Annotated in this window: 16 protein-coding genes; 4 read left to right on the plus strand and 12 right to left on the minus strand. The window is 41.1% G+C overall.

Going from position 1 to position 14,615, the window contains the following annotated elements; genetic code table 11:
* Positions 1 to 36: 36 nt before the first annotated feature.
* Complete coding sequence (locus tag A6749_RS28540) at positions 37 to 174, plus strand: hypothetical protein (RefSeq protein ID WP_164745676.1); 138 nt, start codon at positions 37 to 39, stop codon at positions 172 to 174.
* 1,013 nt (positions 175 to 1,187) lie between these two features.
* Here A6749_RS28540 and narI read toward each other — a convergent pair.
* The 7 genes from narI to A6749_RS02000 are packed head-to-tail and all read right to left on the minus strand — an operon-like array spanning position 1,188 to position 8,768.
* Entirely contained in the window at positions 1,188 to 1,883 is a 696-nt protein-coding gene (gene narI / locus A6749_RS01970) for a respiratory nitrate reductase subunit gamma (RefSeq protein WP_066384384.1), read from the minus strand.
* 42 nt (positions 1,884 to 1,925) lie between these two features.
* Positions 1,926 to 2,528: a nitrate reductase molybdenum cofactor assembly chaperone gene (narJ, locus tag A6749_RS01975; protein WP_066384387.1), complete on the minus strand. Its 603-nt coding sequence runs from the start codon at positions 2,526 to 2,528 to the stop codon at positions 1,926 to 1,928.
* Positions 2,525 to 4,027, minus strand: a complete 1,503-nt coding sequence (gene narH / locus A6749_RS01980; protein WP_066384401.1) for a nitrate reductase subunit beta — start codon at positions 4,025 to 4,027, stop codon at positions 2,525 to 2,527. Before narH ends, narJ begins: the two co-directional genes overlap by 4 nt.
* A complete protein-coding gene (locus A6749_RS01985; RefSeq protein WP_066384403.1) occupies positions 4,017 to 7,697 on the minus strand; it encodes a nitrate reductase subunit alpha in 3,681 nt (1,226 codons plus the stop codon). The genes narH and A6749_RS01985 overlap by 11 nt, the downstream gene beginning before the upstream one ends.
* Positions 7,678 to 7,974, minus strand: a complete 297-nt coding sequence (locus A6749_RS01990) for a hypothetical protein (protein WP_066384406.1) — start codon at positions 7,972 to 7,974, stop codon at positions 7,678 to 7,680. Before A6749_RS01990 ends, A6749_RS01985 begins: the two co-directional genes overlap by 20 nt.
* Positions 7,975 to 7,990: 16 nt before the next feature.
* Positions 7,991 to 8,302 carry a hypothetical protein gene (locus A6749_RS01995; protein WP_236719617.1) on the minus strand — a complete coding sequence of 104 codons (312 nt, stop codon included), beginning with the start codon at positions 8,300 to 8,302 and terminating at the stop codon, positions 7,991 to 7,993.
* Between the two features lie 40 nt (positions 8,303 to 8,342).
* Positions 8,343 to 8,768, minus strand: a complete 426-nt coding sequence (locus A6749_RS02000; protein ID WP_066384412.1) for a hemerythrin domain-containing protein — start codon at positions 8,766 to 8,768, stop codon at positions 8,343 to 8,345.
* Positions 8,769 to 9,046: 278 nt separating this feature from the next.
* On the opposite strand from A6749_RS02000, the gene A6749_RS02005 reads away from it, so the two are divergent.
* Positions 9,047 to 9,649: an SCO family protein gene (locus tag A6749_RS02005; RefSeq protein ID WP_066384415.1), complete on the plus strand. Its 603-nt coding sequence runs from the start codon at positions 9,047 to 9,049 to the stop codon at positions 9,647 to 9,649.
* A 56-nt stretch (positions 9,650 to 9,705) separates the two neighbouring features.
* Here A6749_RS02005 and A6749_RS29120 read toward each other — a convergent pair whose 3' ends face one another.
* Positions 9,706 to 9,840, minus strand: a complete 135-nt coding sequence (locus tag A6749_RS29120) for a hypothetical protein (protein WP_269085675.1) — start codon at positions 9,838 to 9,840, stop codon at positions 9,706 to 9,708.
* 179 nt (positions 9,841 to 10,019) lie between these two features.
* Here A6749_RS29120 and A6749_RS02010 point away from each other — a divergent pair, with 179 nt between their 5' ends.
* Positions 10,020 to 11,639, plus strand: coding sequence for an ABC-F family ATP-binding cassette domain-containing protein (locus A6749_RS02010; RefSeq protein ID WP_066384417.1), 1,620 nt, complete (start codon positions 10,020 to 10,022; stop codon positions 11,637 to 11,639).
* A 44-nt stretch (positions 11,640 to 11,683) separates the two neighbouring features.
* On the opposite strand, the gene A6749_RS27485 is transcribed toward A6749_RS02010, so the two are convergent.
* On the minus strand, positions 11,684 to 11,824 hold the full coding sequence (locus tag A6749_RS27485) for a YuzL family protein (protein WP_084797608.1): 141 nt from the start codon (positions 11,822 to 11,824) through the stop codon (positions 11,684 to 11,686).
* Positions 11,825 to 11,924: 100 nt separating this feature from the next.
* On the opposite strand from A6749_RS27485, the gene A6749_RS02015 reads away from it, so the two are divergent.
* Positions 11,925 to 12,167 (plus strand): YkuS family protein, encoded by a 243-nt coding sequence (locus tag A6749_RS02015; protein ID WP_066384419.1) that lies wholly within the window; start codon positions 11,925 to 11,927, stop codon positions 12,165 to 12,167.
* 38 nt (positions 12,168 to 12,205) lie between these two features.
* Here A6749_RS02015 and A6749_RS02020 read toward each other — a convergent pair whose 3' ends face one another.
* From A6749_RS02020 to A6749_RS02030, 3 genes are all read right to left on the minus strand, one after another.
* Positions 12,206 to 12,634, minus strand: coding sequence for a hypothetical protein (locus A6749_RS02020; protein ID WP_066384423.1), 429 nt, complete (start codon positions 12,632 to 12,634; stop codon positions 12,206 to 12,208).
* 85 nt (positions 12,635 to 12,719) lie between these two features.
* The gene (locus A6749_RS02025; RefSeq protein ID WP_066400656.1) at positions 12,720 to 13,208 is read right to left on the minus strand and encodes an Hsp20/alpha crystallin family protein; all 489 of its coding nucleotides are present in this window, start codon (positions 13,206 to 13,208) and stop codon (positions 12,720 to 12,722) included.
* A gap of 184 nt (positions 13,209 to 13,392) precedes the next feature.
* Entirely contained in the window at positions 13,393 to 14,559 is a 1,167-nt protein-coding gene (locus A6749_RS02030; protein ID WP_084797609.1) for a D-alanyl-D-alanine carboxypeptidase family protein, read from the minus strand.
* Positions 14,560 to 14,615: the final 56 nt, after the last annotated feature.

Genomic DNA, 14,615 nt, shown 5'->3' on the forward strand with positions numbered 1-14,615 from the left:
CGCTCAATTATTTTCATTAAGGAGGGGTATAAGATTATGTCTTCTAATAAGCGCTTTAGCAGCGTTGGTACAGATATTGAAGAAGTAAAAAGATTAAACAGCCAGTCTGGGCTTAGCTACAATGAAGTAAAACAGCTGCTTGCCAAACAATATGAGAACAAAGAAAAAAAATAAGGAGGATGTGATTCCTCCCAGGCTGTCGAAAAACTTTCGATAGCCTTTTATTTTATATGAGTTCTTTAATAATTCATCGCATTAATTTTCTATAACATAAAAATATATAGGCTTTTCAATAGGTATGTTGATCTCCGCTCCAGGCGGCTTCGCTTTCCGCGGGCGTGCCGGAGCCTCCTCGGCGCTGATGCGCCTGCGGGGTCTCCCCTGCCCCGTACTCCCGCAGGACACTGAATCACATCCTCGAATCCGCCCACGCACGAAGAAAATGCGTTAGCATTTTCGAGGAGTCTTCGCCGTCTTCCGCTCCAATCAACAGTGTGTTTAATAAAGACCTTTCGTTCAACTCATAGATAATAAAAATAAGTGGTGCAATCAATGCTTAAACCAAAAGAGTTTAGCCCGATAAATATGAATTTGTGTCTACTGATGAATTAGTTCCAGACAACCCCCTTTTTTTGAAAGGGAAATAAAAACAGACTTTCTGATCGAAAAATTTTTGGAGTAATTGCCCATTGAAGATATCATCCAACTCTTATCTAAATCAGGCAAACTGCTTTATAAATAAAGGAAAAAATTGAGCAAAGCTTTGCAGACTGAAGAAGAGCTGCATGGGCTTCGCTACTGCGGTTATTGGGATTGAAGAAAGCACTCGAACGGCTCTCCTTACTGCAGCCTGCCTAAATCTAAAAAAGATTGCAACACATTTAGCTAGGTTGAAAAAGGTGTGTTGTAAATCTTCAGGTTAATTTGCCCTCTATTGATTGGAGCGGAGGGCACTCGACTCCTGCGGGATAGAGAGGTCTTTGGAGACCCCACAGTCGCCTAGCGCCGAGGAGGCTCCAGGACCTCCCCGCGGAAAGCGAGTGCCCGGAGCGGAAATCAACAGGCCCGTTAGCATAGAGAATCTTATAAAAAAATTAGTATTCTAGTTTTCACAAAATGAAAAATTGCCGAGAAAAATAAGCTTTCTCGACAATCTGAGGAGGATGTGATTCCTCCTTTTTTATGACTTATCTGCTATTTTTATTATAACCGTCCCTTGCCCGGTATTGCTGCGGAGCGCGTGTTGGATATCTTAGCGGGAAGCTAAACATATGAACAAGTCTCGTAAATGGGATTGCCGCAAATAGCAGAAAGGCAAGGATGACATGAATTTTAAATAATACTGGAACACCAAGCATGAGATTAGAAAGCGGGTTAAAAGTAAATAAACTTCTAAACCATGGTCCAATGGTTGTGCGATATTCGTATGAAACAACTGTTGTATTATAGATTAGTGTCATATAAGTACCCAGCCCTGCAACAAGCAGTAACAGCACAATGGTAAAATAATCTCCAAATGTGGTATGGGTACGGACTCTTGGCAGCGAAAGCTTACGGATGAGCATCACAATTAATCCAAATACAACCATCAAACCGGCAACTCCGCCGCCTGCAATAGCAAAGAAATGATACGTATGCTCATCGATTCCGATTGATTCATACACCTCTATTGGAATCAACACACCCATAACATGACCGATAAAGGCAAAAATAATCCCATAATGGAAAACAACGGATGCTATCCGCAGCCACTTCCTGCCGAATATTTCGGTTGATGGAGCAGTCCAAGTCTTCCCTCGAAATACAAAACGAAAAAAGGTAGCGACAATTAAAATAGTTCCGCAAATATAAGGGAAAATAATCCACCAAAAAAGTTCTTCCAAAGCAGTCGTCAACCTCCTTTAATACATTGGTGTCAGGCACCCTTATTGATACATCAGTGGATATGGCAGCTCGTCTTGATCAGCCTGTTCGCGCTCGTGTTCAAAAAGGGCAATTTCTTCTGCTGCTGGTGCTTTAAAGACATACTTCGTTAAGAGTGCGATCGCATGATAGTACGGATGGCTTTCAGGAAGGGCGGTTTGAATCCGATGGATAGCATAGGCCAATCGGCTTTTAAGGCGGATTATATTTTCCGATTCTGGCGCAAAGGCTGACAGCTCCAGCAACATTGGAATATAATCAGCCAATTCCTTCCCTTCGTATTCAAAGCCGCTTTCAACAATCAGTTTTTGCAGTTTTATCAGCGCCATTCCCCGCTTTTTGCTGTCACCCAGTTCATGGGCAGTTAAATAAAGGTTGGTCATTTCTTTATAGTCAAAGGTTTCTACATATATTTCCTGCAAATCTTCCAAGCGCATTTGATAAAGTGGGTTCAGCCCTTTTACAATGGTTTCCCGATCATCAGCAGATAATATATTTTCGTGAATAAACTCTTCGATGACTGACCGTTCTTCAAAAAAGCGTCGGTCCGGGTAATCTAAAAACCGGGATAGGATGATTAAAATGACTTTTGCTTCATTATTCATTGTGCGTCACTTCTCCCAAATGGATATGTTGCCATTCCTTCCGGCGGTGCCAAGTCTTCGATGCTGCAAGCTCCTTGCTTATAATGCAAATCATCCTTCATTTCGCGGCGGCCCGTCGGAATCACGAATCGTTCATTGTATTTCGCCACGGCCAACAATCTCGCCATATCTTCCAGCTCTTCGGCGGATGTTTCCGCTTCTTGGATTAATTTATTCAATTTCGTTTGGTCCAAACCTCCTACAGTCTTTGAACGCATATGCACGCGCATCGCGGCCATTTTCAACAGAACCCTTCGAATAACTTTCGTATCATCCGCTGCTAATATCGAAGCCAAATACTCCATAGGTATTCTCATTTGATCAACGGCAGGAATATAGCCTTCAGCACTTAGTTCATGTTCATTCGTAATATGATTCATAATTGGACTAAGCGGCGGTACATACCATACCATTGGCAGCGTCCGATATTCTGGATGCAGTGGAAGAGCGATTTTCCACTTTATCGCCATTTTATAGATTGGTGATTCTTGTGCGCTTTGAATCCAGCTGTAATTAATCCCTTGCTCCTGCGCCTTTTCAATAACTTCTGGGTCAAATGGATCTAAAAACACGGATAACTGCGCCTCATACAAGTCCTTTGGATCTTCTACAGTAGCTGCCGCTTTTACACGGTCCGCATCATATAAAACAACCCCAATATACCGGATCCGTCCCACGCAGGTTTCGGAACAAATCGTCGGCAGTCCCGCTTCAGTTCTTGGATAGCAAAAATTACATTTCTCCGCTTTATGGGTATTCCAATTATAGTACACCTTGTGATATGGACAGCCGTTCATACAGAAACGCCAGCCACGGCAGGCATCCTGATCCACCAGAACAATCCCGTCTTCATCCCTTTTATATAAAGCCCCTGATGGACAGGAAGCAACGCAGGAGGGGTTTAAACAATGTTCGCAAATCCGCGGCAAATACATCATAAATGTCTTTTCATACTCCATCGCAATATGTTCCTGGAGCTTGCGGACGTTCGGATCCATTGGCACAGTTTCGCTGCCCCCTGCAAGATCATCATCCCAGTTCGGACCCCATTCCGGCTTATCCATATATTTTCCGGTAATCATCGATTTTGGCCGTGCAACTGGTAAGCTATCACCCTTATCCCGCTTATGAAGATGTTCAAAATCATATGTCCAAGGCTCATAAAAATCATCAAGATCCGCCATGTTTGGATTGTAAAAAATATTAGCCAGCTTCGCTATTGGTCCGCCTGTCCTTAAATGCAGCTGACCGTTACGCAGCACCCAGCCGCCCTTGTAGCGGTCGGTATTTTCCCATTCCTTTGGATATCCCGGACCGGGTCGGGTTTCAACGTTATTAAACCAGACATATTCCATTCCCGGCCGGTTCGTCCATACGTTTTTACAAGTAACAGAGCAGGTATGACAGCCGATACACTTATCTAGATGCATGACCATGGCAACTTGTGCTTTAATTCTCAAGCCAATCAACCTCCTTCATCGGCCGTATAATCGCTAATGTGTCCCGTTGGCTGCCGGTTGGTCCGTAATAGTTAAACCCATAGCTTAATTGTGAATAGCCGCCGATCATATGGGTTGCTTTCGGATAGATTCTCGTAACGCTGTTATGCGTACCGCCCCGGACTTTATTAATCGTGTTTCCAGGAACACCCATTGTCCGGTCTTGAGCGTGGTGCATGTAAACCGCTCCAGGAGGCATCCGGTATGTCAGCACGGCCCTAGCCGTAACTACACCATTTCGGTTATAAACCTCAATCCAATCATTATCCTTAATTCCGATGGAGGCTGCATCCTTTTCATTCATCCAGACAACCTGCCAGCCGCGGAACAGCTGAACCATATTGGTTGTATCAGTGAACATCGTATGAATGCCCCACTTTTGGTGTGGTGTCATATATCTTAACGTAATGGATTTCCCGCTATTTTCAATTTCTGATTCACCTTTAATAAAAGGCCCTTTGTTAATCGGCGGAATATATAACGGAAGCCCTTCACCATAATCAAGCATTACCTCATGGTCCAAATAAAAGCTTTGCCTTCCTGTGAGTGTATGCCAAGGAATATGAAATTCCTTATTGACTGTAAATGGCGAATAGCGGCGATTGTCGTTTTCAAGTCCGCTCCAAACAGGTGTGGAAATGGCTTGACGAGGCTGTACAGTTAAGGCGTCTAACGTATAATCCTCTTCTTCACGTCCTTCGGATATATGTCCTAATTTCTTGCCGGTCTTCTCCTCCATTGACTTCCAGCCTTCTACGGCCCGTTTTCCGTTTGTCGCACCGGACATAAGCAGGATGGCATTAATCGCCTTTTTATCGGAATATAAATCCGGCATTCCTTTTCCAATTCCTTCACGCTTTGACGGCCCTAAGCGATCGAGTAATTCCTTGTATACTTTTTCTCCCGGAATCCTAACACCTTTTGTTCCATAGCCATTCTTAATATTGGGGCCGACCGTAATCCACATATCATATACATGCGGATAATCGCGGTGAACGAAATTAAAATTCGGCATCGTTTTACCAGGTATCCCTTCAATCTCGCCTTTACGCCAATCCATTACTTTGCCGAATGGCTGGGCTATTTCATTAATCGTGTCATGTGCAAGCGGCGACATGACCAAATCTTCCTGCGGCGGCAGATGCTCTTTCGCAAGTTCTGAAAACGTTTTGGCTATTTCCCTAAAGGCATCCCAGTCACTTCTTGTTTCCCAAGGAGGGCTGATAGCCGCATTAAATGGATGGACAAACGGATGAAGATCAGTACTAGAGATATCAAATTTCTCATACCAAGTTGCTGCCGGTAATATGATGTCAGAGAATAGACCGGAGCTTGTCATACGGAAGTCCATACTCACAAATAAATCGGTTTTTCCTTCAGGAGGTATTTCCGAAATATTTACGTTCTCCGGCTGCCATGAATTGTCACTATTTGTCAATACTGAGTCTGTTCCGCCAATTAAATGCTTTACAAAATATTCATGACCCTTCCCGCTATCACCAAGCAAATTAGAACGCCAGTTAAAAAATACACGAGGGAAATTACGCGGATCGTTTGGATTCTCAATCGCAAAATCAAGCTTTCCTTCTGTCAGCTGCTTTGCAATATATGCCGTAACAGCCTGATCATCGCTATGTTTGGCACGCGCTTCTTTCAGAACATCTAAAGAATTTTGCGACAGCTGCGGGAAACTTGGAAGCCAGCCGAGACGTGCCGACAAAGCATTAAAATCCGCTGGATGCATTTTTGCGTATTGGCTGCCCCAGTCGGTTTGCGAGTCATTAAAGTCATATTCATAGCGAAATTGTTCGGTTGCAAAGTAAAAAAACGACGTTCCATTCATGAATCTTGGGGCTTTAACCCAATCATTGGCAAAGGCAATTTGGGAAAAGCCTTCTAACGGACGGACCTTCTCCTGCCCAACATAATGGGCCCATCCGCCTCCATTTACCCCTTGTGATCCCGTCAACAACACAAGGTTCAAAATTGAGCGATAAATTTGATCACTATGGAACCAGTGGTTTGTCCCCCCGCCCATTGCAATCATTGATTTTCCCTTGGTTAGCGCCGCGTTTTCGGCAAACTCCCTGGCAACCTGGATCACATGTTCCTTTTTGACACCGGTAATGCTTTCCTGCCAGGCCGGAGTATAAGGCTTATCCGCGTCATTATAATCAGCTGGATATTCGCCATTTAGGCCCCTTGTGATCCCGGTATGGGCTAACATCAGGTCAAATACCGTTGTGACCGCTAATTCCTCGCCTGATTTATTTTTAAAATATTTAATTGGAATAGCTCGTTCAATGGTTCCTCCCTCTTTTTTCGCAAAATAGGGAAATTCCACCATTGCCACATCATCTTTTAGCTCAAGGAAACTTAGCAGCGGGTTTATTTCAGATCCATCAGCTGCGGTTAAATCCAAGTTCCACTGACTGGTCCCGTCCCATCTAAATCCTTGACTGCCATTAGGGATAACAAGGCCTTTTGAATTTTCATCCCAGACAATCGTCTTCCACTCACCTAACGAATGCTGGTCAGAAAAATCAGAAGCCCGCAAGAAGCGATCAGAACGAAATTTTCCATTTTTCTTATCTAAAATAATCAGATACGGCAAATCTGTATATTTTTTGACATACTCAATAAAATAAGGTGTCTCTTTGTCCACATAAAATTCTTTTAAAATGACATGGGTCATAGCCATTGCCAGCGCTCCATCAGTTCCAGCCTTTGCCGGCAGCCACATATCGGCAAATTTCTCATATTCAGCATAATCCGGACTGACTCCGACAACCTTGGTGCCGTTGTACCTCGACTCCACCATGAAGTGCGCATCAGGGGTTCTTGTCTGTGGAATATTAGTACCCCAAATAATAAAATACTTCGAATTATACCAATCGCCGCTTTCCGGCACATCCGTTTGGTCACCCCAAACCTGCGGCGATGCTGGCGGCAGATCAGCATACCAATCATAAAAGCTTAAAATCGTACCGCCGATTAACGATAAAAATCTAGTTCCGCCCGAATAGCTGACCATTGACATCGCAGGGATCGGACTAAAACCGGCAATCCGATCCGGTCCATACTTTTTTATGGTATATATAGAGGCTGCCGCAATCATTTGACAAATTTCTTTCCATGTCCCACGGACGAAGCCACCTTTGCCCCTCGCCTTTACATATCGTTCTCGCTTTTTCGGGTCAGATACTATATTCTCCCAAGCCTGCACTGGGTTGTTTGTGTTCTTTAGCTCATCCTGCCACAATGCATAAAGATCACCGCGAACATATGGATGCTTCACCCGGGTAGGACTGTATGTATACCAAGAAAAGCTTGCCCCGCGCGGGCAGCCTCGTGGCTCATATTCAGGAAAGTCATCCCCTGTTGAGGGATAATCGGTTTGCTGTGTCTCCCAAGTGATAATGCCGTCCTTCACATGAATTTTCCAGCTGCATGAACCCGTACAGTTAACCCCGTGAGTTGAACGGACCACTTTATCATGTGCCCAGCGGTTTCGATAGACGGATTCCCAATCCCTTGGGCGTGGGTTTTCTTCTGTCCAGCCGTCGTTGATTCGCTCACCGCGTACTAAATGCCGAAGCGAATGAAGCAGATTATTCTTTTTCTTCTCCATTTTCTCTCTCACGCCCTTTCAGAAAATCCCTCAATGGGTTGAAATTCTCACCCAATAGTCGAAAAGAATTTTCTTCTGTTTGTAATTCATGGTTAAAGACATTGAAATTTGCTGCATTTGCCGCGGCTAGAATTAGACGCTGCAATGTATTCATATCATCTATTTGATAAATTTGCTCAATCAGCTCGCCTGATACATCTCCGAATCTCATCCTTAATACAGCAATTAAATCTTCGCGATCATCCACCAGCATGGTATCTGATTCAAATGAAAACAAGGTTTCTCAGCTCCTTTTAAAGTTTGATCATTTTATAATAGTCTGATATTAACTGTGACTTACATTTCCTTGCCGTTTCTTCAAGAAATCGGGTTACCTCATCGTCCGGATGATCAGCCTGTTCAAAACTGATATGGGTTGATGCGGAAGTTGAAAAATCAGCCGCAAACCGTAAAGTAACCGTAAAACCGCTTTCATCCTTAACTACTGTTCCTTGAACATCATGTGGATGTAAGTTTACCGCTGAAAACGTTTCTACCATTTTGTTATAAAGAGCCGGCACTGCAAATCTCATTAATTTTTCCTCTAATTTAAGCTTTTCACCCATTTTCATCTCACCTGCTTGCTAATCCCTATTTTTACCTCTTTTATGTTTCGTTATTTGCTAGAAGTTTATTCATTTCATCCTCATTATGAAACTCATCAATGATGACGAGGCAGTCCAATAATGTCAGCATACGCTCATTGACGGTTTGCGTTTCCAGCTCTTGTTTTATTTTCTGAACAATCCGCCGCATCAGATCATGGTCACGAGTCAGCTGGGCAATAAGATTTTCTAAAGAAGGGTGCTCAGCTGCTATGTCTTTATACAGCCCTTCTTCCTCCGACTCTGCATGCTTTAAGGTTCTTGATTCCCAATGCTCAATTGTAATTTCTGCAACCTGTACAGCCTTAGTCATTTCCCCATCATCCATGCACTTTTTTAAGAGGTTTCTTAATTCTTTTGCTTCGTTTAATGCAGCCTCATGGATGGATGAATGGGCATCTATCTTCTTTAAACTCGGTCCTGACATTTCATTTCTCCTTTTTTACATATATAGGGAAAGCGCTAAATGGAACTCTTATCCATAAGACTTACCCTTAAACAAGACAGATAAACCACGAAAATCCATTTTAACTGGTAAATCGTGTCTAATTTATGACTCCTTGTCAGTACTTAGAACAGAAAAAAGCTGCCCTTAATGGACAGCCTTTTTCAAAAGCAAAATATTTAATAGTACATTATGTTCACAATTTATCCATATCATTTTTTACGAAACTTCTTTATCTTATTAGTAGGAGGGACTCATTTATGAAAAAGATTTATCTAATTTGCGGACTGGCATTATTTCTTGGCATCGCCGCAGGTATCTCTTTCTTTCTAATACGGGATGCCAGCGCAGCTATACCGTCTAATATAACCTTAATCAATCAAAATGGAGATTCATATACATTCGGGAAAGATCAAACGAAATTGAAGCTGATTGAATTTATTTACACTCATTGCCCGGATGTATGCCCGACAACGACGCAAAAGATGGTCAGCTTAAAGAACGAGCTTGAGAAAAAAGGGGTATTTGGAAAGAAGATTGAATTTATTACAATTACAATTGACCCTTACCGTGACACCCCTGAAGTTTTATCCCGTTATATGAAGGGATTTGGGATTGAAAATGAAAATCATTGGGTGTTTTTGACCGGCAAAAAAGAAAATATAAGGGCTGAGCAAAAGAAGCTAAAAGAAATTACAGACACCCTGCAATTTCAATTTAAGGATCCTGGCAACGGCCAATTCGTGCATACCACATTTACTTATTTAGTAGATAAGAACAACCGGTTTGTCGCTAAGTTTCCAATGGGGAATGACTTTAATCAACAAGATGTATACAACAAGATTATTGATAAAATTGAATAAAATAAAAAAAGCGGTTAGTCTCTAGGATTAATCGCTTTTTATACCTATTCTCTCATTTAATTCACGGATGAAGGATATTTTCTAAGCTCTTGTAAAGATAACAGGTAATTAGACTTTGGTTTGGTTAAACTCGCTTTGATCCCTGCTTTTTTTAATTTGTTAACGAGTTCGGCCAGTTGTTTTTTTGCCATACTCTCACCTTCTTTAAATCCTGCTTACCCTAATTCTACAACAAAAATATGAATAAAGTATGAAATCCTGAAAATTTTTTTGGAAATTTTTATTCCTACGCACCTCTTGTGAAATATTCGCTCTTCCCCCCTATTAATGGTATAATGATAAGCAATATGTTTTTTGGAGGATATTTTACATGATTACCGTAAGTAATATTAGTTTAAGATATGGAGATCGAAAGCTTTTCGAAGATGTCAATATTAAATTTACGCCCGGAAACTGCTATGGTCTAATCGGTGCAAATGGTGCCGGTAAATCAACTTTTATAAAAATTTTATCCGGAGATATTGAACCGCAGACAGGAACGGTTCAACTCAATCCAAATGAACGAATGGCTGTTTTAAAACAGAACCATTTTGAATATGAAGAATTTGAAGTCTTAAAAACTGTGATTATGGGACATACAAGACTATACCAAGTCATGCAGGAAAAAGATGCCATTTATATGAAGGAAGATTTCACTGATGAAGATGGCATGAAAGCGGCGGAGCTTGAAGGGGAATTTGCCGAGTTGAACGGCTGGGAAGCTGAATCAGAAGCAGCCATTTTGTTAAAAGGGCTTGGTATTGAAGAGGAACTTCATTACAAAACAATGGAAGAATTAACTGGTTCTGAAAAAGTAAAGGTATTGCTCGCCCAAGCACTGTTTGGCAAACCGGATGTCCTGTTGCTGGACGAACCTACCAACCATTTGGATATTAAGGCCATTCAATGGCTGGAAGAGTTTTTGATCAACTTTGAAAATACAGTAATTGTCGTTTCCCATGACCGTCATTTCCTTAATAAAGTATGTACCCATATTGCTGACTTGGATTTTGGAAAAATTCAAATCTATGTCGGAAACTATGATTTCTGGTACGAATCAAGTCAGCTTGCATTAAGGATGGCACAGGATGCCAACAAGAAAAAAGAAGAAAAGATCAAGGAACTGCAAAACTTTATTGCCCGGTTCAGTGCTAATGCGTCAAAATCAAAACAGGCAACATCTAGGAAAAAGCTTTTAGATAAGATTAATCTTGATGATATTAAACCGTCATCGCGCCGCTATCCGTATGTAGGTTTCACCCCAGAGCGTGAAATCGGAAATGATTTATTACGGGTTGAAGGATTAACGAAAACCATTGATGGCGTAAAAGTTCTTAATAACATTAGCTTTTTCATGAATAAAGGCGATAAAATTGCTCTTGTTGGAACCAATGAAATTGCGAAAACTACCCTATTTAAAATTCTAATGGGTGAAATGGAGCCTGACAGCGGCAGCTTTAAATGGGGAATTACAACCTCCCAAGCCTATTTTCCAAAGGATAACTCCGAATATTTCGAAGGCAGCGAACTAAATCTTGTTGATTGGCTGCGGCAATTTTCACCAAATGACCAAAGCGAAAGCTTCTTGCGTGGTTTTCTAGGCAGAATGCTGTTTTCCGGTGAGGAAGTGTTAAAGAAAGCCAGCGTTCTCTCCGGGGGAGAAAAAGTCCGATGCATGTTGTCAAAGATGATGCTTAGCGGTGCAAATGTACTGGTCCTTGACGAGCCGACTAACCATTTAGACCTGGAATCCATTACCGCCTTAAATAATGGTTTGATTAACTTTAAAGGTTCCATGCTGTTTGCTTCCCATGACCATCAATTTATTCAAACGATTGCGAATCGCATCTTTGAAATCACACCAAATGGTCTTATTGATAAACAAATGACCTATGATGAATATTTGGATAACACCGATATCCAACAGCAAGTTGCGGAAATGTATAAATAATAATCTCGGGGGCACCAATCCTTTGGTGCCCTTGTTCATTTAGGCTAATATCTTTTTTGTTTTCTTCTTGAGGAAGATTCTTCTCTTGTACCCGTTTCCATATTGGTAGTTCCTTGCCCTTCAACTTGCGGTGAGCCAAGTCCAATTGTGGATGGATCAGCTTTACGTTTGCTTCGTTTACCCAATCGAAACACCTCCTGCCTTAGCTTTTGATAGAATGGAACTCATTATACCTGCATATTTCCGTGAATCTTAGGCAACATAATGTCAGAGGAGGTGTTTTGTATGGCAAAGATTGGAGTAGAACAATCGCTTACAAATGTTCAGCAGGCTTTACGTGAAAAGGGTTATGATGTGGTGGAATTAAAGCAGGAATCAGATGCACGGAATGTTGATTGCTGTGTTGTAACCGGACTGGATTCCAATGTAATGGGTATGCAGGATACAGTATCTAAAGCTCCGGTTATTGATGCAAACGGTATGTCCGCAGATGAGGTTTGCCGTGAAGTAGAAAGTAGACTTCAATAAACTTTTTTTCAAAGACTAAAGGATTTCTTTAGTCTTTTTTATTTTTCTTTCTTGGCTTTAATGTTTATTTTTGGTCCCCTTTCGTGTTCAGACTCCGTTTTTTCTGCTTTCTCATTCTCTTTCTCTTTCTTTAGTTCTTCCTCCTCTTCATTCTTCGTCATTGGTGTAAATTCGCCGCCATATGTAGCTCCAATATTTAATTTTCCCTTTAGCTCTTTAATTCCCAATTGACCAAAATTATTATTAAGTTCATATTTGTCCAAAATAATTTTTTCAATATTTATTTTCTCGATAATTATGGGAGGTTCATTTGTTTTTGTCCCCTGATTGGCCATTTTTTGATTCTGAAGGGCATGAAGTGCTGTCTCAAGCTCTTTGATATTTAATTCCATTAAGGAAAGTTTTTTTCTCAATTCTTTTTCATGTTCACTTTTACGAAATAGGATAAAAAAATTTTTGATAGACATAATCTCCGAACGCTCCCCTTTTCATTCCCTTATTCCATATATATGGGGAAATTAAATGAACATGTACAAAAGGAAATATTGTTATTCATTCGATGGGAATAATTTCGCCCTTTTCCGTCACTCTAGGATAACGTACAATTAGAACCCCGTTCCAAAACTTGGCGCTTATATCACTGGGATTTATCGTATCTGGCAACGTAATTTGGCGCTGAAATTCCCCATAAAACCTCTCGGAATAGCTGATCTTCAAATGGGGATGGAGGGACAATGCCTTACCTTTTACAGTTAAGATATTATTACTTAATCCCAATTCAACATTCTCCTTTAAGACCCCCGGCAATTCGATTATAACAACAACCTCCTCATCCCCTTCTAATAAATCAATGGTCGGGAATGTCTTTTCAACGCTGGCTTCCCGGGAGGCTTGCTGATGATTTCCTGCAGAGGGGCCTTTCATCTGTTCTTCATTCATAAATTGTTTGGCAAAATCCTGGTCAAATAAATTCCCCCAGAAGTCACCTCCTTGCATACCTTTAGCGACTTCCATCCACTGCTTTATTTTCTCCATATCCATCCAGCTCCCCCCCCCCTCTTTACAATCTATGAATAAACATGAACGTACTTTCCTTATTACTACATCATACTGATGAATGAGATAATTTACGCCATTTTTTATATCACATTTCGTAAATGACCATTTCCAGCATAAAAAAATAGGCATTGAAAATGCCTCCTTTCCAATGCCTATTTTAATTAAATCAGCTATTTGCCGAAAATTTCTTAACAGTGCCAACAACAACTGCGGCTAATGCCATCATGATTAGACCGTAAAATACATTCATTTGATTGCCCGAATGCTCTTTTTCTTTCGATTCAGTATTTTTTTCCGGTACAGGCACTGGCTCCGGCTCTACAAGCTTTAACTGCACCGCCTGCAAAATTTTCCCTTGATGATTTTTGATAGAGAGAATTCCCTTATCACTGATTTCCTTTGTACTTCCTAAAACGTCCTCTGTTACAAGAAGATCATGCTCTGGGAAAAATTCCCTTTCTCCACTTTTAAACAGTTCTCCTTGTTTGATTGAGCTATTTTTAAAAGATTTAAATCCGTAGTCAAACAATAATGCTGTATCATCATACTTATCGCGTTTCATATCGGATTTTAACACAACTGCGGTTAACTTGATTTTCCCATTATCTGCTGTAGTAGACAATGTCTGCCTTGATTCTGTTGTATATCCTGTTTTACCGCCCGTAATACCTGAATATGGCAGTTCGCCAATCAGCATCTTATGATGGGAAAGAAGATTCGTCTCCCACGACTTTCCTTTCCAATGAAGCTTTTTTGTCCCAAAGATCTCGGCGAATATTGGATTTTTCATCGCATAGTTGGTCATTAACGCCATATCCTTAGCCGTTGTATAATGGTTCTTATCAAATAAACCACTTGGATTTGTAAAATGTGTGTGCTGAACGCCGACTGTAGTTTTTAAATAATCATTTAGATGATTCGCAAATTGCTCAACACTTCCATCCATTTGTTCGGCGATCGCGACAGCGGCATCATTCCCAGAGTTGATCAGCATGCCTTGAACCAACTGTTTTAACGGCATTTTTTCCCCTTCAACTAAATAAACTCTAGTGCCGTCCTGCCTAACAGCATTTGCGCTTATCGTTGCAATACTGTCCAAATTGCCATTTTCAATGGCGTAGATGGCAGTAGCGATTTTTGTCAGACTGGCAGGATACATTTTTTTATCAGCTTCTTTACTGTAAAGTACCGAATTTGTCTCTGAATCCAATAGTACAGCCGACTCGCTTTTTAAGGCCAATTTCGAATCTGTTTTGGCAAATACTGTAGTATAACTTGAAAAAGTAAGAAGAAAAAGAGATAGTATGACCGCAATTTTTTTCAAAACCAACACCCTTATATAGTTCTATTATCCTAACTAATTGTATCAGATTGCTGTCAGAAAAAAAT

Origin of the sequence: Neobacillus mesonae (assembly GCF_001636315.1) — a bacterium.
Taxonomy (GTDB): Bacteria; Bacillota; Bacilli; order Bacillales; family Cytobacillaceae; genus Neobacillus; species Neobacillus mesonae.

What these genes read in the sequence shown, in the direction of transcription:
- A6749_RS02010 (WP_066384417.1), top strand. Translation starts at nt 10,020, where the DNA reads ATGATTACCGTAAGTAATATTAGTTTAAGATATGGAGATCGAAAGCTT.
- A6749_RS02005 (WP_066384415.1), top strand. Translation starts at nt 9,047, where the DNA reads ATGAAAAAGATTTATCTAATTTGCGGACTGGCATTATTTCTTGGCATC.
- narJ (WP_066384387.1), bottom strand. Translation starts at nt 2,528, where the DNA reads ATGAATAATGAAGCAAAAGTCATTTTAATCATCCTATCCCGGTTTTTA.
- A6749_RS02000 (WP_066384412.1), bottom strand. Translation starts at nt 8,768, where the DNA reads ATGTCAGGACCGAGTTTAAAGAAGATAGATGCCCATTCATCCATCCAT.
- A6749_RS02020 (WP_066384423.1), bottom strand. Translation starts at nt 12,634, where the DNA reads ATGTCTATCAAAAATTTTTTTATCCTATTTCGTAAAAGTGAACATGAA.
- A6749_RS29120 (WP_269085675.1), bottom strand. Translation starts at nt 9,840, where the DNA reads ATGGCAAAAAAACAACTGGCCGAACTCGTTAACAAATTAAAAAAAGCA.
- A6749_RS28540 (WP_164745676.1), top strand. Translation starts at nt 37, where the DNA reads ATGTCTTCTAATAAGCGCTTTAGCAGCGTTGGTACAGATATTGAAGAA.
- A6749_RS02025 (WP_066400656.1), bottom strand. Translation starts at nt 13,208, where the DNA reads ATGGATATGGAGAAAATAAAGCAGTGGATGGAAGTCGCTAAAGGTATG.
- A6749_RS02015 (WP_066384419.1), top strand. Translation starts at nt 11,925, where the DNA reads ATGGCAAAGATTGGAGTAGAACAATCGCTTACAAATGTTCAGCAGGCT.
- A6749_RS01985 (WP_066384403.1), bottom strand. Translation starts at nt 7,697, where the DNA reads ATGGAGAAGAAAAAGAATAATCTGCTTCATTCGCTTCGGCATTTAGTA.
- A6749_RS01995 (WP_236719617.1), bottom strand. Translation starts at nt 8,302, where the DNA reads ATGGGTGAAAAGCTTAAATTAGAGGAAAAATTAATGAGATTTGCAGTG.